16 protein-coding genes are annotated in these 19,386 nt (G+C 63.0%); 6 read left to right on the forward strand and 10 right to left on the reverse strand.

Features of this window, described 5'->3' with window-relative positions; translation table 11 throughout:
- Window positions 1-81: 81 nt before the first annotated feature.
- Genes VUN82_18830 through VUN82_18840 form a run of 3 tightly spaced genes read right to left on the reverse strand, consistent with a single transcriptional unit; the run spans window position 82 to window position 2,963 of the window.
- Complete coding sequence (locus VUN82_18830; GenBank protein ID XAS71119.1) at window positions 82-738, reverse strand: MOSC domain-containing protein; 657 nt, start codon at window positions 736-738, stop codon at window positions 82-84.
- 30 nt (window positions 739-768) lie between these two features.
- Complete coding sequence (locus VUN82_18835; GenBank protein XAS71120.1) at window positions 769-1,443, reverse strand: response regulator; 675 nt, start codon at window positions 1,441-1,443, stop codon at window positions 769-771.
- Window positions 1,440-2,963, reverse strand: a complete 1,524-nt coding sequence (locus VUN82_18840) for an ATP-binding protein (GenBank protein XAS71121.1) — start codon at window positions 2,961-2,963, stop codon at window positions 1,440-1,442. Before VUN82_18840 ends, VUN82_18835 begins: the two co-directional genes overlap by 4 nt.
- Before the next feature lie 322 nt (window positions 2,964-3,285).
- Between VUN82_18840 and VUN82_18845 the strand changes: the two genes are divergently transcribed.
- The 3 genes from VUN82_18845 to VUN82_18855 are packed head-to-tail and all read left to right on the forward strand — an operon-like array spanning window position 3,286 to window position 6,710.
- The gene (locus VUN82_18845) at window positions 3,286-3,951 is read left to right on the forward strand and encodes a Tat pathway signal protein (GenBank protein XAS74742.1); all 666 of its coding nucleotides are present in this window, start codon (window positions 3,286-3,288) and stop codon (window positions 3,949-3,951) included.
- 2 nt (window positions 3,952-3,953) lie between these two features.
- Window positions 3,954-5,159, forward strand: a complete 1,206-nt coding sequence (locus VUN82_18850; protein XAS71122.1) for a glutathionylspermidine synthase family protein — start codon at window positions 3,954-3,956, stop codon at window positions 5,157-5,159.
- 12 nt (window positions 5,160-5,171) lie between these two features.
- Complete coding sequence (locus tag VUN82_18855) at window positions 5,172-6,710, forward strand: APC family permease (protein XAS71123.1); 1,539 nt, start codon at window positions 5,172-5,174, stop codon at window positions 6,708-6,710.
- Window positions 6,711-6,734: 24 nt separating this feature from the next.
- On the opposite strand, the gene VUN82_18860 is transcribed toward VUN82_18855, so the two are convergent.
- Window positions 6,735-8,024, reverse strand: a complete 1,290-nt coding sequence (locus VUN82_18860) for a glycosyltransferase 87 family protein (GenBank protein XAS71124.1) — start codon at window positions 8,022-8,024, stop codon at window positions 6,735-6,737.
- 241 nt (window positions 8,025-8,265) lie between these two features.
- Here VUN82_18860 and VUN82_18865 point away from each other — a divergent pair, with 241 nt between their 5' ends.
- Window positions 8,266-9,450: an acyl-CoA dehydrogenase family protein gene (locus VUN82_18865; GenBank protein ID XAS71125.1), complete on the forward strand. Its 1,185-nt coding sequence runs from the start codon at window positions 8,266-8,268 to the stop codon at window positions 9,448-9,450.
- Window positions 9,451-9,542: 92 nt separating this feature from the next.
- On the opposite strand, the gene VUN82_18870 is transcribed toward VUN82_18865, so the two are convergent.
- Entirely contained in the window at window positions 9,543-10,955 is a 1,413-nt protein-coding gene (locus VUN82_18870; protein ID XAS71126.1) for an MFS transporter, read from the reverse strand.
- Window positions 10,952-11,476: a helix-turn-helix domain-containing protein gene (locus tag VUN82_18875; GenBank protein ID XAS71127.1), complete on the reverse strand. Its 525-nt coding sequence runs from the start codon at window positions 11,474-11,476 to the stop codon at window positions 10,952-10,954. The genes VUN82_18870 and VUN82_18875 overlap by 4 nt, the downstream gene beginning before the upstream one ends.
- A gap of 153 nt (window positions 11,477-11,629) precedes the next feature.
- Between VUN82_18875 and VUN82_18880 the strand changes: the two genes are divergently transcribed.
- Window positions 11,630-13,768 carry a phospholipase C, phosphocholine-specific gene (locus tag VUN82_18880; GenBank protein XAS71128.1) on the forward strand — a complete coding sequence of 713 codons (2,139 nt, stop codon included), beginning with the start codon at window positions 11,630-11,632 and terminating at the stop codon, window positions 13,766-13,768.
- 85 nt (window positions 13,769-13,853) lie between these two features.
- Here VUN82_18880 and VUN82_18885 read toward each other — a convergent pair whose 3' ends face one another.
- From VUN82_18885 to VUN82_18900, 4 genes are read right to left on the reverse strand one after another with little or no spacing between them, the layout of a single operon-like run.
- Window positions 13,854-15,158: a glycosyltransferase 87 family protein gene (locus VUN82_18885; protein ID XAS71129.1), complete on the reverse strand. Its 1,305-nt coding sequence runs from the start codon at window positions 15,156-15,158 to the stop codon at window positions 13,854-13,856.
- A 4-nt stretch (window positions 15,159-15,162) separates the two neighbouring features.
- A complete protein-coding gene (locus VUN82_18890) occupies window positions 15,163-16,332 on the reverse strand; it encodes a cystathionine gamma-synthase (protein ID XAS71130.1) in 1,170 nt (389 codons plus the stop codon).
- A 48-nt stretch (window positions 16,333-16,380) separates the two neighbouring features.
- Window positions 16,381-17,766, reverse strand: coding sequence for a cystathionine beta-synthase (locus VUN82_18895; protein XAS71131.1), 1,386 nt, complete (start codon window positions 17,764-17,766; stop codon window positions 16,381-16,383).
- A gap of 57 nt (window positions 17,767-17,823) precedes the next feature.
- On the reverse strand, window positions 17,824-18,216 hold the full coding sequence (locus VUN82_18900) for a VOC family protein (protein XAS71132.1): 393 nt from the start codon (window positions 18,214-18,216) through the stop codon (window positions 17,824-17,826).
- A gap of 132 nt (window positions 18,217-18,348) precedes the next feature.
- Between VUN82_18900 and VUN82_18905 the strand changes: the two genes are divergently transcribed.
- Window positions 18,349-19,320: a 3-methyladenine DNA glycosylase gene (locus VUN82_18905; GenBank protein ID XAS71133.1), complete on the forward strand. Its 972-nt coding sequence runs from the start codon at window positions 18,349-18,351 to the stop codon at window positions 19,318-19,320.
- Window positions 19,321-19,386: the final 66 nt, after the last annotated feature.

The raw sequence follows: 19,386 nt of genomic DNA on the forward strand, positions 1-19,386 counted from the left end.
ACTCTTCGGCACTACAAGGCAGCCCACAAGGAAGCCCTCACGGCAATATTCAAGGCAGCCCTGCAGCCCGTTCAAGAAGGCTTACAACCCGTTCCGGCGCAGGACTTTCTCGAATTTCTCATGATATTCGTCCTGGAGCCGGACCTCCCCGTCCGCCTCGGCATCGAGCAAGGTTTGCACCATCTCCGGCGTGGGCTCGCTGAACCACTGTCCAACAGTAATGCCGTGCTTCGGTACGAACAGCCGGTGAATGTGGTCTCCCGCCGAGACCGTCCCCGGCTTGATCACGCGCAGGTAGGTACCCACGCGCCCCGCCTGCGTGAAGCGCTTCACCCATTGCGGCTCGTCCAGCAAGCGCTGGAAGGTGGCGCACGGGACGCGCGGCGACGTTACCTCCACTTCCACATCCAGCCCGATCCTCCAACGTTCACCAATCACGGCTCCCGTGGTCTCGATGCCGGCCACCCGCAGGTTCTCCCCGAAGGCGCCGGCTGGAAGCTCACGGTCCAGTGTGGCTGACCAGTAATCGGCGTCTGCTTGGGAATACGCGTACAGAGCCTGGTCTTCGCCGCCGTGATCGAACCTGTTGGCTTGGACATCGCCGTGGACGCCAAGCTTGTGGATCTTGACGGGGCCTTCCACAGGACGCTTATCGATCGCGGTGACGCCAACGCTTCCTTCCGGATCCGGCAACAACTGGTGGACACGGCAGACAGCGAGAAGGGATGCGGTGTTCATGGACAACAGTTTACGGACGGGAAGCCGGATTTAAGGGTCGAACCGGTAACCCATTCCCGCTTCGGTGTGCAGGTGCCGCGGTGCGGCAGGGTCCCTCTCCAGCTTTCGCCGCAATTGGGCAATATAGACCCGCAGATATTGCGTCTCCTTGGCGTACGCCTGCCCCCAGACCTGGGTCAGGATCTGCTGCTGGCTCACCAGCTTTCCCTTGTTCCGGACCAGCAACTCCAGGATGTTCCACTCGGTGGGCGTCAGCCGCACCTCTGATCCGTCCTTCACGATCTTCTTGCCCGCCAAGTCCACCATGAAGTCCGACGTCGCCAAGGTAGGCTCCTCGCGATCGATGAGGACCCTGCGCGAGGCAACCCGAAGCCGCGCAAGCAGCTCATCCAGTCCGAAGGGCTTGGTCACGTAGTCGTCCGCACCGGCGTCGAGCGCTTCCACTTTGTCCTCCGAGGCATGCCGGGCAGACAACACGATGATGGGCATGCTGCTCCACCCGCGGATGCGGCGGATGATCTCCACCCCGTCCATATCCGGCAATCCCAGGTCCAACACAACAATGTTGACGCTTTCCTTCGCTACGGCGTTCAAGGCATCGGCGCCGTTTCCAACGGTCATTGCCTGGTACCCATGGGCTTGCAAGGTGATCTGCATTGCCCGCGCAATCTGGACTTCGTCCTCAACTATCAGCACACGGGTCATGCCCTGCCTCCCCCATAACCGGTCCACAGCGGCAACGTAACCACCATGGTCAAGCCGCCACCTGGCGTCGGCTCCGCGACGAGCGTGCCGCCCATGGCTTCCGTGAAACCCTTGGCAACCGCCAGTCCCAACCCAATTCCGCCGCCGGCGCCGCTTGCCCGGGCGGGTGAATCGCCAAGCCGCTGGAAGGGTTGGAACATCTCAAGCACTTCGTTGTGTCCCACCCCGCTGCCATGGTCCACAATCCTCAGTTCACTGGCAGGCTTGTCCCCCACTGTGATCCCTGCCCCGGCACGTGCAGTCAGGATGACGTCCGAACCAGGTGCGTACTTCACCGCGTTTTCAACGATGTTCGCCACCACGCTCTCCAACATGCCTGAGTCGGCTGTTACCGGCGGCAGGTTGGGTTGCAGCTCGCTGCGTATCCGACCTTTCGGGATCCCGCGAAGTGCTTCGGGCAATATTTCGGTCCAGGTGGTGCCCACTAGCAACGGGTTCACGGCGTCGGCGGTAATCCGGGACATATCCAGCAGGTTGTCCACCAAATGGTCCAGGCGGTCAGCATAATTCTCGATCGTCTCCAACAACTCCTTCTCCACGTCCGGAGGGAACTGGACCTCTTCCTGCCGCAGGCTGCTCACAGCCAGTTTGATTCCAGCCAACGGCGTCCTCAAATCATGCGAAACAGCACGAAGGATGGACGTCCGCATCTTGTTTCCCTCGGCCAGGCGAAGGTTGTCACGCCGGCTCTTGACCAGTTGCTGCCGCTCACGCACAGCCACCACAAACGCTCCAAAGGCCGCAAGCAGCCGCTGGTGTTGGGAGGACAGCGCACCACCGCGCAACAACAATGTGTAGTGGGGATCGACGACGGCGGCATGGTCCGCGGCGGCATGGGTCACGGGCGGATTGGGGCCGGCGCTCGCAAGAACCCGCCACTGCGGCGGCGCGCCAGGCACGGTGACGCTGTCCGGGGCCGGGGAGCCCAAGAGTGTCACAGCCTCCATGCCGAGATTTCCGCGGACTTTCTCAAGGAAGGATTCAAGGCTGCCGTCCGAACTGAGGATGCGCAGGGCCAACTCGCTCAACGCTGTGGCCTCGGCCTCGGACCTCGCAGCTTCCTGGGCCCTGCGGCTCGCCAGTCCCACCGCGAGCGCCACACCGCAAGCCACGGCCAGGAAAACCACCAGCGTGAACAGAGTGGTTGGATCAGCGATGGACAGGGAACCTACGGGTTCGGCGGAGAAGTAGTTCAACAGGAAACTGCCCAGCACCGCCGCGACCACGGCGGGCCACAGACCTCCGATTGCGGCAACGGCCACGGCCGCTGCCAGCTGAAGGAGCATGATCATGGCGAAGTTGCGGAAGCCCAGCACAGTGACCAGGACTTCGACGCCGGGCGGCAACAGCAGGGCAAGGACAAGGCCAACGATAACCCGTCCACGGCCGATGCCCCGAACCGCGGGAAGACGCAGCAGAACGTCGTTGGAGTCGCTGCTTTGTGCTTCAGGAGCTGGCATGGCTACATCCTTCCACGGTTGGCAGGGTGGGCAGTTGTGCCCACCCTTCTGTGCCACCAGTGCCCGCGGTCCGCGCAAGGACTAGGCTTGCTTTCAGCATCTGGTCCGGCATGGCGCCGGACAATCCAACGGTCTATCCAGGGGGATATATATGGACCCGAACGAAGGCGCCGCTGGCAGCGGTGCTTCAGGAAATGACGCTTCAGGCAACGGCGCGTCAGGCAATGGCGCGTCCGGCGGCGGCGCTGCCGGGGGCGCTGCTGACGGGGGCGGCCAGGGCCCGGACGCGGGCAGGAATCCGCCCAAGCCACCACCGTGGCAGGTGCCCAAACCCGAGCTCCATCCGGAGCTGATCCCTCCAGCCAATGACAGGGACAATCCACCTGGCGGACAGAAGCCGAGCGGACAGAAGCCGAGCGGACAGAAGCCGAGCGGACAGAAGCCGAGCGGACAGGAACCAGGTTCCTCCAAGCCCGGTTCTTCCAGGCAGGGCTCTTCCAAGCCCGGCGCATCCACGCCCGGGCCCGGCGAGCCGCTGCCTATCATTGACCCCTTCGCCAAGGAACGTGAACGCGAATCAGCCCAAGCCGAGGCGCGGAAGAAGCGTTCCAGGCGCCGCACCGTCGTCGTGGGTTTGGGCGTTACCGCCCTCCTGGCGGGAACCATCACGGCCGTAGTTGCCAGCAGCGAACAAGAGGCTGACTACGCGCAGGTCTGTTTCAACGATGAAACCGGCGAGCGCGTGGACGATACCCAGTGCAACAACAGCAGCTCGGATGGCCGCGGGTCGGCCATCTACGCCTGGTACTTCTACTCGCGGGGAGCCACCGTGCCTGCTGTGGGACAGAACCGCAACTCCTACCCGGGCTCCGTCAAGACAGTTCCACAGGGCGCCAAGACTTCAACGGGTTACAGCACCAAGGGCGGCACAGTCAGCCGTGGCGGCTTTGGCAGCAGCTCCAAAAGCGGCGGAAGCTCGGGAGGCTAGGCGTGCAGCGTTTGCCCTCCGAGCCCAGGCCGGACTGGAAAAAGAAGATCGAAGAACAGGGCCTGGTCTTTTCGACCACCACCATGCCCGATGGCCGCAAAATCGAGTACTGGAACGAGTCGGCGTACTACGAATTCACCATGGACGAGGTGGAGACGCTCGAGAAGACTGCCGAGGACATGCACCTCATGTGTCTTGAGGCAGCAAAGTACCTCGCCACCGGGGCCATGGGCGATATTGGAATCGGGCAACAGGCGCTGGAGCTCGCCGGCGAATCGTTGCAGGCCGGGGACATGGATATCTACGGTCGCTTCGACTTCATCTATGACGGCAAGGGCGGGCCGGCGAAGATGCTGGAGTATAACGCCGATACGCCCACAGGACTCATTGAAGCTTCCGTTGCGCAGTGGTTCTGGTTGCAGGATGTGTTCCCGGAAAAGGACCAGTGGAACGGAATCCATGAGGCGCTGATCCGGCAATGGAAAAAGCTGCAGTTCCGCACCGGGATGAGCACACTGCATGTGGCTCATTCGGAGGCCGAAGAATCCGGTGAAGATTGGATGACTGCCGCCTACATGCGGGACGTGGCGAGCCAGGGTGGGTGGACGACTATGGGCATCAATATGTCGGATATCGGTTGGGACCCGAACCTGAACCGCTTTGTGGACCTGGACAATTTCATGATCAGCACCATGTTCAAGCTGTACCCGTGGGAACTGATGATGAAGGAACCTTTCGGGCATCGGCTGCTGACGCGGGCCCACAATCCTCGATGGGTGGAGCCCGCGTGGAAGATGCTGCTCTCCAATAAAGCCCTGCTTGCTGCGCTATGGCACCTGTACCCCGGCCACGAGAACCTCCTGCCGGCCTACCTTGGCGATCCTGGCCCGCTCAAGGAATGGGTGGCCAAGCCCCTTCATGGCCGCGAGGGCGACAACATCCGCATCCACGCCCCCGGCATCGAGCTGCAGCAACCCGGCGGCTATGGCCGTGAAGGGTGGTGCTTCCAGCAGTACCACGCCCTACCCGACTTTGATGGAAACCATCCGGTGCTTGGTCTGTGGGTGGTGGACGGCGAGTCCGTGGGCTGCGGCATCCGTGAATCGGATGGCCCCATCACGGACTATTTCTGCCGCTTCGTTCCCAACACCATCGACGCCCCGGCGCCTGCCGCGCCCACAACTACTTCCTACGGAGCTGCACTGTGAGCACTGAAAACCATGAGCACTGAAACCTCGACGCCGGACGGCGGTTCAGCGGGCGGCGACCGTACCGCCGTCGTACCTTCCAAAGGCCTCCATGCAGGAATCCTGGACCTTGGCGACTCCGTCATGCTGGGTTTGGCATCCACCGCGCCTGTGTATTCGCTCGCCGCTACGCTGGGGCTCATTGTTGCCGTCAACGGCAACTACACTCCCCTGATCCTGGTTCTTGCCTTCATTCCAGTGCTCTTCATCGCCTATGCCTTCCGCGAATTGAACAGTGCACTCCCTGACTGTGGCACCACGTTCTTCTGGGCACGAAAGGCCTTTGGTCCGTGGGCGGCCTGGCTTGGCGGCTGGGGCGTGGCACTGGCCGGCATCGTAGTCCTCGCCAACCTGGCGCAAATTGCCGGGAAGTATCTGTGGTTGCTGATCGGCGACGGTTCCCTGGCCGACAACACCTGGCTGGTTACCGCCACCGGGGTCCTGTTCATCGCGTTCATGACCTACGTCAATCACCGCGGCATTCGGCTGGGCGAGCACGTCCAGCGGACCCTGACCTACATCCAGTACATTTCACTGGGCATCTTTGCAGTGGCCATTATTGTTCGAATTGCAGCTGGGGTTCCCGGCAGTGACGGCACTATCCAGCCTTTCGACCTTGAGTGGTTCAACCCCGCGGGTGCCTTCGCCGATCCCAGCGCCGTGGTTCATGGGGTCCTGCTGGCCCTGTTCATCTACTGGGGCTGGGACACGTGCCTGGCCCTGAACGAAGAGACTGAAAACCCTGCGAAGACTCCGGGCCGTGGTGCCGTCATCTCGGCGTTCGTCCTGGTGGCAATCTACGTTTCCGTTGCACTGCTGGTGATGATGTACGCGAGTGTCGGGACCGAAGGCATCGGCCTGGGCAATGAAGCGAACCAGGATGACGTCTTCCTTGCCATGAAGGATGTAGTGCTGGGCCCGTGGGGTTGGCTGATCGTGGTGGCCGTGCTTGCATCCGTACTGTCGTCAACACAGACCACCATCCTCCCCACAGCCCGGGGGACGCTGTCCATGGGCGTGCACGGTGCCCTGCCGGCGCGTTTTGGCAAGGTCCACGAACGGTTCCAGACACCGGGTTTCTCAACCCAGGTCATGGGCGTGGCTGCCGTGGTGTACTTCGTGGCCATGAGCTTCCTCAGCGAGGACCTGCTGGCGGACTCCATCAGCGCCATCAGCCTGTTCATCGCGTTCTACTACGCCCTGACCGGTTTCTCGTGCGTATGGTTCTTCCGCTCAACGCTTCGGGATTCCGCCCGCAACCTGTGGTTCCGTGGCATCCTGCCCATCCTGGGGGCGGTGTCGCTGACGGTGGCGTTCTTTATTTCGGCGGTGCAAATGTGGGATCCGGAGTATGGAGACACCCAGATCTTTGGAATCGGCGGAGCCTTTGTCAGTGGGGTCCTGCTTCTGCTCCTGGGCGTGGTGCTGGCCATCGTGTGCCGTTTCGCACCTGCCACGCGTGGCTTCTTCACTGGGGAGCGGGCCGACGCCGGGGTGGTACGGGGCGAGTAGGCGCGCGTAAGCGGCGAGTAGGGTTTAGCGTCGCGCTGCGGTCCACTGATGCAGCCGGGTGGGAATGTCAGGGACCTCAATCTGGACAGCATCCCGCCGCAGCGCGATGAGCCAGCAGACCAGGATCCCCACGGCGCAGAACACTCCTGCACTTGATGCCATGATCCAGAGCCCTGGCGTCTGGACGTTCAGGTCTGCGGCACCCAGCGCCGTGCCGATGGTCTTTGGCGAATAGAAGAAGACCAGCGTGGAAAGTGCCAGCACAGCGGTCATCACAGTTCTCTGCGCCATGTACCTGCCAGGAGTTTCCTTGATGGTCCAGGCGAATGCCGGCAGGACCACAGCCATCCAGACCCAATGGTGGGACCACGAGACCGGACTGATGAGCAGCATGGCGAGTGCCGTCGTCGACATTGCAATGACCCGGGCTCCTTGGGCACTGGCCGCACGGATCAGGAAGGCCGCGAGCACAACCGTGGCGAGGCTGAGCGCGAGCCAGGGAACGGTTACTGAATCCTGCGGCACGCCGAAGTGCAGCAATGCGCCCTTGATCGAGAGGTTGTCCACGTAGCCGGCGCCGCCGATCCGGGACGTGTCAGGGAGTATTTCCAGCCAGAACTGCAGGGACTCAGCGGGCCGAACCACCCATGCCAGGAGGACGGTGCCGGCGAAACCAATGGACATGTTGGCCAGTCCACGCCAATCCTTGCGCATCAGGAAGTACAGGCCAAAGACTAGGGGCGTTAGCTTGATACCGGCCGCTATGCCCACCAGTAAGCCGCTGCCACGGACGCCCCGACGACCGGCCGGGCCAAGCAAGTCGACAGCCATCAAACCCATGAGCAGGATGTTGATCTGGCCGAACGCCAACGTCTCACGCCATGGGCCGAGGAACAGGACAGCCAGGACCAGGGCCCCGGCAATCCAGCGGCTGCGGCCGGATGACAACGCAGTGCGCCAGTCGTGCTTGGAGGCCCAATACTTCACAATCGTGGCGGCAACCCAGGCGGCAATGGCCACTCCGGCCACGTTGAACAGCATGAGAGCGGCGGGTTGGGGCCAGAGTGCCAGCAGCCCGAAGATGAGCGCCGCGAACGGTGGATACGTAAAGGGAAGTTCCGGTCCGCCGGCCGCGGCAACGCTTGGACCGTACAGGTCCGAAGGCGAGGCGCCGGCGTCGTTGAGGATGCTTCCGCCGAACCAGTACACACTGAAGTCCAGGCCCTGCTTGCTCCACTCAGCAAGCATCAGCCACACGGGCCACATCACGAGCGCCCACGGGAGCCAATGCAGTGCCCGTGAAGTGGTGGACATAGCCTTCCCGGTATCCGCCTTAGCTTGTAAATCGACGCCGGGCAGTGCCATGTCTTTGTCCCCCAATATTTTCAATGTGCAGTGGGGAACCCAGTGGTCCCCGAATACATACTACTTAAACGCCCGGCGGCGCCGATCCGGCTGATGGTTGCGCCCGTCCCAGCTGCCGGTTGCGCCTGACGCGGCGGAGGGGCGCGGGGCGTCTGCCTCGTGCGGGCATCCAGCCGCTTAGGATGCTGGAATGAGCGATTCAACGATGAACACCTCGGATGTGCTGGCCCTCGATTCCCTCTTGACCAGCGAAGAACTGGCTCTGCGCGAGAAGGTTCGGGATTACACCGCCCAGCGGATCCGGCCGAACATCGCGCGCTGGTATGAGGACGCAGTTTTCCCGCAGGAGATCGCGCCCGAGTTGGGCGAGCTCGGCGTCCTGGGAATGCATCTGGAGGGCTACGGCTGCCCCGGCCGGACCGCCGTCGAATATGGCCTGGCAGCCATGGAGCTGGAGGCCAGCGATTCCGGTATCCGCACCTTTGTCTCGGTGCAGGGCTCGCTCGCCATGACGGCCATTCACAAGTGGGGCTCGGAGGAGCAGAAAGAACAGTGGCTGCCACGGATGGCTGCCGGCGAACTGATCGGCTGCTTTGCGTTGACGGAGCCGACGGCGGGTTCGGACCCGTCGTCGATGACTACTTTCGCTCGTGAGACCTCCGACGGCTGGGTCCTCAACGGCGCCAAGCGCTGGATCGGACTCGCCTCAATTGCCGACGTCATGGTGGTGTGGGCCCAAACGGAGGATAACGCGGCCGGCATCCGCGGCTTCCTGGTACCGGCGGGCACGCCGGGCGTCACGGCCACGCCGATCGAGCCGAAGCTCTCCATGCGCGCATCAGTCCAATGCGACATCAAGTTCGACGACGTAAGGCTGGGTCCGGAGGCAATCCTCCCGGGTGCCATAGGACTTCGTGGACCGTTCTCCTGCCTGAACGAAGCCCGCTACGGCATTGCGTGGGGAGCCATGGGGGCGGCCCGCGACTCCTATGAGGCCGCCTTGGAATATTCCGGCAGCCGACTCCAGTTCGGGCGCCCACTGGCTGGATACCAGCTGACGCAGGAGAAGCTGGTGAACATGCTCCTCGAGATCCAGAAGGGCACCATGCTCGCCCTCCACCTCGGCCGCCTGAAAGACGCCGGACACCTTCAGCCCCAGCAGATCTCCCTGGGCAAGCTCAACAACGTCCGGGAGGCCATCAAGATCGCCCGGGAGGCCCGCACCATCCTGGGCGGCAACGGCGTGACGCTGGATTATTCGCCGCTGCGCCACGCCAACAACCTTGAATCAGTGCGCACCTATGAAGGCACTGACGAGGTTCACACCCTGATCCTTGGGCAGCACATCACGGGGATCGCCGCGTTCCGGGGCTGAGCACCCAAGTAAGTCGCAATTAAGCGCGTTCTCACGGCTCAAAACGCGCTCAACTGCTACCTAGTTGGGCTGGGGCGGCGGGCTAGTCCGGGTCAGGCGGAAACTGTGGCGGGTTGCTTCTTCGCTGAATCCTTGCGGATGGTTGCACTGATCACTGCAGCTACCGTGCACATGGCTGCCGCACCCAACCAGGCGTAGTTGTAGTGTCCGGTGGCATCGCGGATGAACCCGGCAGCCAGCGCGGCGGCCGCCGCTCCGAGCTGATGGGCCGCGAACACCCAGCCGAAAACCACTGAGCCATCGGCGCCGAATACCGAGCGGCAGATGGCTGCCGTCGGGGGCACAGTAGCTACCCAGTCCAGGCCGTAGACAACGACGAAGATGATCATGCTGGGTTCCACGGATGAGCCCAGCAGCAGCGGCAGCACCAGAAGGCCGATTCCCCGGAACTGGTAGTAGACCGCCAGCAGGACCTTTGGGTTGAAGCGGTCCGTCAGCCACCCGGACGCGATGGTCCCCACGATGTCGAAGATCCCGACGACGGCCAGCAAGCCCGCCGCCGTGGTTTCCGGCATGCCGTGATCGTGCGCGGAGGGAATGAAGTGCGTGCCGATGAGCCCGTTGGTCGTGGCGCCGCAGATGGCGAAGCCCGCCGCCAGCGCCCAGAAAGTGCGGACTTTGCTGGCACGTTTGAGGACCTGCAACGCCCGGACAGCCGCGTTCGCCGAATCCGGCTTGACTGTTTCGGAGCCGCTCCCTAGCGGCGCAACGGGAACGCCCGCCGTCGTGGTCTTTGAGCCGGCGGTACCGGCCGCGGGTGCTTCCGCACCATAAGGCAACACCCCGACGTCGGCAGGTGAGTTCCGCAGCCACCGCAGGACCAGCGGTACCACAGCGAGCGCACCGGCAGCGATGAGCAATGACGCTCCCCGCCACCCCGGGTTCTGGGCAAGGGCGGCGATGAAGGGCAGGAAGACGAGCTGCCCGGCGGCGCTGCCGGCGGTCAGGATGCCGATCACCAGGCCGCGACTTTTGGCGAACCACGTGTTTGCGATGGTCGCTGCAAAGACGAGGGCCATGGATCCCGTTCCCAGGCCAATCAGCACGCCCCAGGTGAGCAGGATCTGCCAGGACTGGTTGACGAACACCGTTAGCGCTGAGCCCAGACCGATCAGGCAAAGCGCGAGCGAGGTGACTTTGCGTATGCCGAAGCGTTCCATTAAGGCAGCGGCGAAGGGGGCCGTCAGCCCGAACAGGACGAGGTTGATGCTCACCGCCAAGGACAAGACTGTGGTGGACCAGCCGAATTCCTGTTGTAGCGGAACCATCAGCACTCCGGGCGCGGCCCTGAAGCCGGCGGCCCCAACCAGGGCGAGGAAAGCTACGGCGGCTACAATCCAGGCCGGGTGAAGTTTTCGGCTGGATCGTTGGCCGGGTTTGGGGGCTTTGCCAGTGGGGACGCCTGCTGTGGTGGTCGGAGTTCCTGTGACATCGGGAGCGGTCATGCGGAGATCTCCGTTTCAGGGGAAGTAGTTGGTACGGGTGCTATGGCCAGGGGCAGGGGATGGTCACTGCGTGTGAAGCTGTGCCAGCTCGTGTTGGCAGCTGTCAGGTGAACGCCACAATGCGTGCACGTGTCTGCCGACGCCGTGATTTGTCCGCAGTCAGTGTGAACGACCTTCATATGGGACACCTCGTTGGGCGCGTCCAAGTGTTTCTCTGCCCAGATGATGATGGCATTGAGGACGGGAAGAGCATCCTCACCCTTGGGTGTCAGCACGTATTCCTGGCGTGTCCGGGCACCATCCTCATAAGGACGTTGGCCCAACAGCCCGTCCTCGAGCAGCCATGCCAGACGTTTGCTGAGAACGTTGTCCGCGACTTCCAGTCGCTCCTTGATGGCTTCGAAGCGACCGTTTCCGAAGAAAATCTCGCGCAGGACCAAGCTTCCCCATGGATCGCCGAGGACGTCGAGGCCGCGCGCCAGGCTGCACGTGCGGGCGGACCAGTCAGATCGCAAAGGCATGTGGACAAGCTACCTGACTTTTCTAAAGAAAGCTACGCTCGGCGTAATGGTCCACCCCCTCGGCGCACCCGCTGGTTTGCCGTAGTTTCATCACTGGTTTACCCGTCCTACCTAGGCTGGCTGCGTCAACTCTGACCACGAAAGGCACCCTGAATGTCCTCGAATACCCCTGATCGGGTTAATCGTTCCATCAGCGCATCCGGATTGTCCCGACGCGGCTTCCTCGGCACGGCGGCCGCAGCGACGGCGCTTGCGGCCACCGGCTCATTGCTGCCTCCATCTGTGCAGGCAGCAATGGCAAAGCCCGTCCCGCCTGGAAACCTGCAATCCATCAAGCACGTGATTGTGCTGATGCAGGAAAACCGCTCCTTCGATCACTACTTCGGCTCATTGCGCGGCGTCCGGGGCTACGGGGACAAGTCCGTGACGCGCCTGCCCAACGGGAAGTCGATGTTCGAACAACCCAGGGCTACAGGAGAAACCGTCCTGCCGTTCTCCCTCCGCAAGGCAGCGGAGCTGGCCGGCCGCCCCGGCTCAGACATTCAGTACCTTGGTGATCTTGACCATTCCTTCGCCGGCACTACCACGGCGTGGAACAACGGCTGGTGCGATAAGTGGGTTCCTGCCAAGAGCGCATCCACCATGACGTTCTACGAGCGGGCTGACATTCCACTGCAGTACGAACTCGCGGACACCTTCACCATCTGCGATGCCTACCACTGCTCCGTCAACGGATCCACTAACCCCAACCGCAACTATCTCTGGAGCGGCACCACAGGCAACGAGCCAGGAAGCAGCAAGCGCGCGGTGACCAACGCGGCCTACGGCTACACCCACGGAGGCTACGACTGGACCACCTACCCGGAGCGCCTGGAGCAGTCAGGGATTTCCTGGAAGATCTATCAGGACTGGGACAATTTCACGGACAATGCTGTGGAATACTTCCAAACCTTCAAGACAATCGGCAGGAAGATGCTGGGATCGGTGGAGGGCAACCTCAACACCACCGAGGAGTTCTACGACAAGCTGGCCGGCAAGACCCCCGCTGAGCAGGACCGTCTCCTTGCCCAACTGGAGCAAGGCCGGGCGACGCTCAGCGAGTCCGAGAAAGCCCTCTTCGACAAAGCAATGTGGCGTGGGCGACCCAACACGCTTCTCCAGCGGCTAGGCACGAACATCAGCGACGGTACTTTGCCACAAGTCAGCTGGCTGGTTCCCTCGGCAGCGGATTCGGAACACCCGGGCGCATCCACGCCGGTGGGCAGCGCAAACTTCGTGTACAGGCTGCTGGACACCGTGGCCAGTAACCCTGATACGTGGGACACCACCGCGATCTTCCTGAACTTTGACGAGAACGATGGCTACTTCGATCACGTCCCGCCGCCGGTCCAGCCGCGCCCGGAGTCCGGGGAATCCACTGACTGGACCACGGCACGGCCCATTGGTCTGGGCCCTCGCGTCCCCATGACCATCGTTTCCCCCTGGACCGTGGGCGGCTATGTCAGCTCCGAGGTCTTCGACCACACCTCCGTGCTCCGCTTCCTGGAGCGCTGGACGGGGGTCCAAGAGCCGAACATCTCGCCCTGGCGCCGTGATGTCTGTGGGGACCTGACGGGCGTCTTCAACTTCGAATCCCCGGGGACTCCCCCGGTTTTGGACCACCCGGGCGCTGTACCTGCCAAGATCAGCAGGTGGCGGCCGAACCCTCCGGCGGTCCAGGTGGCACCCATCCAAGAACCCGGAAGCCGCCCGGCCCGTCCATTGCCATATAGACCCCAGGTATCGGCCGCGGTTCAGCCAGGAAAAATCACTTTGGCGCTGGCCAACAGCGGCGCGCGCTCAACCCACTTCACCATTTATGGCTACAAGGGCGAAGTCACCGAACCCCGGCACGTGGACGTTCTGGGGAGCCAGAAGGTGGAGCTGCCCGTTCCCTCCGGCGAATTCGACGTCGTCGTCACCGGTCCAAACCGCTACCACTACGAGCTGAAAGGCTCGACGGCGGGTGCCGCGGCCGGCGTCGATCTCACCGTGAACGGTCGGCGCGGCAACCAGGCCGTGGAGCTGGAGTTACGCAACGACGGCACGGCAACCGTCACGCTTCGCATTGAGTCCCTGCAGTATGCGGACGGCAATGACACGGTGAAGCTCAAGCCGGGGCAGACCAGGAAGATCGGTTGGGAAACCTTGCAGGGTTGGTACGACCTTCAGGTCACCTCACCCGATGACGCTACCTTCCGCAGGCGCCTGACCGGCCGTGAGGAAGACGGCCGGGAAGGTATCTCGGGCTGAGCCGACCCTCCGTCGCTCTGAAGAATACTGCTCTTGTTCGTCTCACATACCGCAGAACGGTGAGGGGGGCGAACAAGGGCGGGATTCAGCGGCGCCAAGCGTGGGAACCCACGTGCCCGGCGCGCATCTCGGCAGCAACGAGGCCCGTGCGCGAGGGCCGGTAAGCCAGCGCCCAGTAGGCCAGCAGCGCAATTCCGCACACCACACCCAGGCTTGACACCATCAGTTGCCATTGCGTCTGGGGGTCCTTGCCCCACTCGGCAGCGCCTGCCCAGACGGCAAGGTTCTTTGGCGTCATATAGAAGGCAATCGTGGAGCAGGCCACGATGATCCATCCCGCCGTGCGCATCCGCCCGCTGCGGGACGGCACCCGATGCATCGCGAAGGCCATGCTCGGCAGGGCTACCGCCACCCAGACCCAGTGGTGGGACCAGGAGACGGGGCTGACCAGGAGCATCAGGATGGCAGTGGCCGAGACGGCGATGAAGTTTTCATCCACGTCCACGGCCCACTTAATGACCAACGCTGCAAGCGCCGCGAGTGCCAGGGAAAGAATCAACCACACCACGCTGGTGAGGGCGGAATCCGGCATGCCGAAATGCAGGAGCAGTCCCTTGACCGACAGGTTGTCCACGTAGGCCGGGCCGCCGATGCGCCCGGTATCGGGGAGGATCTGGGTCCAGAATGCCAGGGATGCTTGCGGCAGGATGGCCCACGCGACCGCGATGGATCCGAAGAATCCAGCGGCCATCCACGCCAGCGCCTTGAAGTCGCGGCGGACCAGGAAATACAGGCCGAACGCCAGCGGCGTGAGCTTCACACCGGCAGTCAGACCGATCAAGAGTCCTGCGGGCCACCGGATGAGGCCCGCCCGCGCCTTACCGTAGAGCGCGAAGTCCGCCAGGATCACGCCCATCAGGATGATGTTGATCTGGCCGAAAACGAACGTATCCCGCCAGGGACCCAGGAGCAGGATGGCTCCTGTTCCCACCAAAGCCGTGGTCCTGAAGCGATAGTCGGCGAATGCTGAACGCCACGTCTTCAGGCCGAAATAGTGGCGTGCCAACCAGGCAGCCACCACTGCGGCACCTGCCAGGGCCGCGATGATGAAGACCATGCTGCTGGCAAAGAAACCCATTGCTGCCAGACCGGCAAAGAGCAAGGCCGCGAAAGGCGGGTAAGTAAATGGAAGGCCGTCGCGCACGGCATACAGGTCCCCGCCCTGGAGAACCTTGCCACCGCCGTAGAAGTAGACCTCGAAATCGTTCAGGAACGGCTGGTAGTCCGTGTAGAGGAACCAAACAGCGACGGCGAGGGTCAGCACGCCTGCGACGGTCAGGATCCAGCCGCGCTGGGCAGCCGAAACAAACGTGGGTGAAGAAGAAGCCACAGTGTCAGCCGTTGCTGATCTTGGCGAAGGCCTGCTCAAGGTCCGCGATCAGATCCTCGGATTCCTCAATGCCACAAGAGAGGCGCAGGAGGTTCACGGGAACGGCCAGTTCTGTCCCCTTGACGGAGGCGTGTGTCATCTCTGAGGGGTAGTTCATGAGGGACTCGATTCCGCCCAGAGATTCGGCCAGCGTGAAGATCGAGGTGGATTCGGCAACGGTACGGGCAGCCGCCTCACCGCCCTTGAACTGGACTGAGACCATGCCGCCGAACTTCTTCATCTGCTTCGCAGCGAGTTCGTGGCCGGGGTGGTCCGGGAGGCCCGGGTACAGCACGGCTTCAACTTCGGGACGCTGCAGCAACCATTCGGCTACAGCTTGGCCGTTCTCGCTGTGCCGGTCCATCCGCACGCCCAGGGTCTTGAGGCCTCGCGTGGTGAGGAAAGCATCCATCGGTCCCGAAACGGCACCAACAGCGAACTGGATGAAACCGATCTTCTCGGCAAGTTCAGCGTCGTTGACCACGATCGCGCCGCCCACCACGTCCGAGTGGCCACCGATGTACTTCGTGGTGGAGTGGATCACGACGTCGGCACCCAGGTCCAGCGGGGTCTGCAAGTAGGGAGACGCGAAGGTGTTGTCGACCACCAGGAGGGCACCGGCGTCGTGCGCTACTTCGGCGAGCGCCGCGATGTCAGTGATCTTCATCATGGGGTTGGACGGGGTTTCCACCCACACCATGCGCGTCTTGTTCGCTCCAACGGCACGTGCCACAGCATCGAGATCGGACATGTCCACGGGGGTGTTGCCGATGCCCCAGTCGCCGAGCACGCGGTTGATGAGGCGGTAAGTACCACCGTAGGCGTCGTTGCCCAGGACGATGTGGTCCCCAGGACGCGCCACAGCGCGGATCAGCGAGTCTTCGGCAGCAAGGCCAGAGCCGAACGAGAACGCGGCCGAACCACCCTCAAGGGCTGCCAGCTGCTCCTGCAGGGAGTCACGCGTGGGGTTGCCGCCGCGGCCGTATTCGTAGCCTGAACGCAGGCCGCCAATTCCGTCCTGCGCGTAGGTTGAGCTGAAGTGCAGAGGTGGCACTACAGCGCCTGTCCGGGGTTCGAAGGCCTGGCCGGCGTGGACGGCCCTCGTGTTGAACCCGGCGTTGTTGTTGACGGACATGGAAACTCCTCTTTCAGTGTTCAACGGTTGGAAGTGGGCGCGTCGCGCTCAGTTGCTCAGGTAGGCCAGGAGGTCGTGGCGGGTCAGGATGCCCACGGGCGCCCCAACGAACGTGACCATGACAGTATCAACGTCGGACAACAGCTCACGCGCCGCGGAGATGGTCTCCAGCGATCCGATAACGGGCAGGCGCTCCCCCATGTGTTCGGCGATCTTGTCCGTGAGTTTGGCTTCGCCGCGGAACAGCTTGGTGGTGAGGCTGCGCTCATCAACTGCACCCAGGACCTCGCCCATGACCACAGGCGGTTCCTGCGAGAGGACAGGGATGTGTGAGACGCCGAACTCGTTCATGATGTTGATGACGTCTCGAACGGTCTCGTTCGGGTGGATGTGGACCAGGTCCGGCATCTCGCCTGTCTTGGACTTCAGTACCTCGCCCACGGAGGACTCTTCGCCGCCGGAAAGGAAGCCGTAAGAGCGCATCCATTGATCGTTGAAGATCTTGGCAAGATAGCCGCGGCCGGAATCGGGGAGGATCACCACAACGACCGCGGACTCGTCCAGGTCCTTGGCAGCCTCCAAGGCAGCGACCACGGCCATGCCGGAGGAGCCGCCCACCAGGAGGCCCTCTTCGCGTGCCAGGCGGCGGGTCATGGCGAACGAATCGGCATCAGACACTGCGATGACCTGGTCCGGCACGGTTTTGTCGTAATTGGCGGGCCACATGTCCTCGCCAACGCCCTCAACGAAGTACGGGCGTCCCGTGCCGCCTGAGTACACAGAACCTTCGGGGTCTGCGCCGATGACCTTGACCCGGCCGCCGTCGGACCCGGGCCTGTCGGCCGAGACTTCCTTAAGGAAGGGGCCCGTGCCTGTGATGGTGCCGCCCGTTCCCGCGCCGATGACGACGTGCGTCACCTTGCCGTCAGTATCGCGCCAGATCTCCGGGCCCGTTGACTCGAAGTGGCTGCCTGGGGCTGCGGGGTTGGAGAACTGGTCCGGCTTGAAGGCCCCGGGAATTTCCTTGACCAGGCGATCTGAGACGCTGTAATAACTTTGCGGGCTGTCGGGGGCGACTGCTGTGGGTGTCACCACAACTTCGGCGCCATAAGCTGCCAAGACCGCACGTTTGTCCTCGCCGACTTTGTCCGGCACCACGAAGACGCACTTGTAGCCCTTTTGTTGGGCTACGAGCGCCAGTCCCACGCCGGTGTTCCCCGACGTCGGTTCAACGATGGTTCCGCCCGGCTGCAGCCGCCCGTCCTTTTCCGCCTCTTCGATCATCTTCACGGCGATGCGATCCTTGATGGACCCGCCGGGGTTGACGTACTCGAGCTTGACCAGGACGGTGGCTTTGATCCCGTCCGTTACGTGGTTGAGCTTGATGAGCGGCGTATTGCCGATGAGGTCCAACACGGACTGGGCGTACTTCATAGGTACAAAGTTACCGCCTGCCCGTAGTCCGCCCCGCCGTGCCTCACTTGCTGTGTATCACTTCCCGGCAGAGTCGTCGGTCTGCCAGAGGCCCAGGATGTTGCCCTCGGTGTCCTTGAAGTAGGCGTACCAGCCCATGCCGGGGACGGCGTCCTTACCTTGAACGATGGAGCCGCCAGCGGATTCCACCTGGCTGAGGGCAGCATCCACATCGTCCACGTCGACTGTGAGGATGGGAGTTTTCAGGTTCTCCGTGCGTGGAAACAGCGCGCCGTTGATGGCTCCGGGTTCGCTGGGCCTGCCAGTCTGTTCATCGGACGGAGTCGTGATCGCGATCGTGTAATCCATCTCCTGCATAGGGCTGAGATTCCAGCCGAAAGCACTTTGGTAAAAAGTGTTGGCCCTCTCGTTGTCATCCGTGGGAATCTCAAAATGCACTATTCCGGCCATGGTTTGCGCTCCTGGATTTTGCGGTTCGGACGCGGCCCACCCGCGCCACATCAGGGAGTCTAGACCCGTGAGGCAGCCGCCGTAAGAGGCTTACAGGAGTGAATTGTCAGCCAGCCGTGGGACCATGAAAACATGACCATCGCAGATGCCCCGCCCCTTGTTGCGGCCGCGGCAGACGCTTCCGTACGATGGCACCCCGGCGCCTCCTACAGGCTCGACCAAACCATGTTTCCCCTGATGCGGGGCAATGCCGACCCCTCTTTCGCGGCCCATCCCAACGGTTTCTGGATGGCCTTCACCACTCCTTCGGGGTCTGTGACCCTGCGGCTCTCGGCGGCTGGAGTGGGCGAGGATACGTTCGTTGACGCCCAGGCCTGGGGGCCCGGGGCGGAGGACGCCATCGTCGGCGTTCCCCGCCTCCTCGGCGCGGACGACGACTGGTCCGCGTTTGACGAACCCGGCTTCCATGCAACGCTCCCCCGCCTGGTCACTGAAGCACGACGCCGCAACCTGGCACTGCGGCTACCCTCCACTGGGCGGCTGGTTGACTCGCTGGTGCCCACCATTCTGGAGCAAAAGGTCACCACCTTGGAGGCAAGGCGAGGCTACCGGTACTTGATGTACCGGTTCGGAACACGCGCGCCGGGCAAGGCCCCCGATGGGCTCCTCGTGCCTCCCACGGCGCGGCAATGGTTGGCCGTTCCATCCTGGGAGTGGCATAAGGCGGGAGTCGGGCCACAACGCTCGGCAACGGTGATGCGGGCGCTGCAATCCGCCGTCGCGCTTGAACGTTTGGCTGGCCTTGACCCAGCCCGTGCCGGAGCCAAACTGCAGACCATTCCGGGAATCGGAGTGTGGACTGCTGCAGAAGTGGTCCAACGGACCCACGGCTGCCCGGACTCGATTTCCGTGGGCGACTACCACCTGGCCTCTTATGTGGGCTACGCGTTGCTGGGACGGAAGATTGACGACGCCGGCATGCTGGAGTTGCTGGAACCTTGGCGGGGACAAAGGCAGCGCCTGGTCCGCATGCTCTACCTGAGCGGCTTCCGCAAGCCCACTTTCGGGCCAAGGATGACCGTCCAGGACCACCGCGCCCACTAAAGCAACGCGGAGTCACTTGTGGCCCATGTTTGCTCCGCCAAAGGGCCATAAGTGACTCCGCGTTGC

Source organism: Micrococcaceae bacterium Sec5.1 (assembly GCA_039636795.1).
In the GTDB taxonomy this organism is placed as follows: Bacteria; Actinomycetota; Actinomycetes; order Actinomycetales; family Micrococcaceae; genus Arthrobacter.

Bases quoted from the DNA above. Each gene is read 5' to 3' on its own strand.
- VUN82_18830 (XAS71119.1), bottom strand. From the start codon at position 738: ATGAACACCGCATCCCTTCTCGCTGTCTGCCGTGTCCACCAGTTGTTG.
- VUN82_18835 (XAS71120.1), bottom strand. From the start codon at position 1,443: ATGACCCGTGTGCTGATAGTTGAGGACGAAGTCCAGATTGCGCGGGCA.
- VUN82_18840 (XAS71121.1), bottom strand. From the start codon at position 2,963: ATGCCAGCTCCTGAAGCACAAAGCAGCGACTCCAACGACGTTCTGCTG.
- VUN82_18855 (XAS71123.1), top strand. From the start codon at position 5,172: ATGAGCACTGAAACCTCGACGCCGGACGGCGGTTCAGCGGGCGGCGAC.
- VUN82_18860 (XAS71124.1), bottom strand. From the start codon at position 8,024: ATGTCCACCACTTCACGGGCACTGCATTGGCTCCCGTGGGCGCTCGTG.
- VUN82_18865 (XAS71125.1), top strand. From the start codon at position 8,266: ATGAGCGATTCAACGATGAACACCTCGGATGTGCTGGCCCTCGATTCC.
- VUN82_18870 (XAS71126.1), bottom strand. From the start codon at position 10,955: ATGACCGCTCCCGATGTCACAGGAACTCCGACCACCACAGCAGGCGTC.
- VUN82_18875 (XAS71127.1), bottom strand. From the start codon at position 11,476: ATGCCTTTGCGATCTGACTGGTCCGCCCGCACGTGCAGCCTGGCGCGC.
- VUN82_18880 (XAS71128.1), top strand. From the start codon at position 11,630: ATGTCCTCGAATACCCCTGATCGGGTTAATCGTTCCATCAGCGCATCC.
- VUN82_18890 (XAS71130.1), bottom strand. From the start codon at position 16,332: ATGTCCGTCAACAACAACGCCGGGTTCAACACGAGGGCCGTCCACGCC.
- VUN82_18895 (XAS71131.1), bottom strand. From the start codon at position 17,766: ATGAAGTACGCCCAGTCCGTGTTGGACCTCATCGGCAATACGCCGCTC.
- VUN82_18900 (XAS71132.1), bottom strand. From the start codon at position 18,216: ATGGCCGGAATAGTGCATTTTGAGATTCCCACGGATGACAACGAGAGG.
- VUN82_18905 (XAS71133.1), top strand. From the start codon at position 18,349: ATGACCATCGCAGATGCCCCGCCCCTTGTTGCGGCCGCGGCAGACGCT.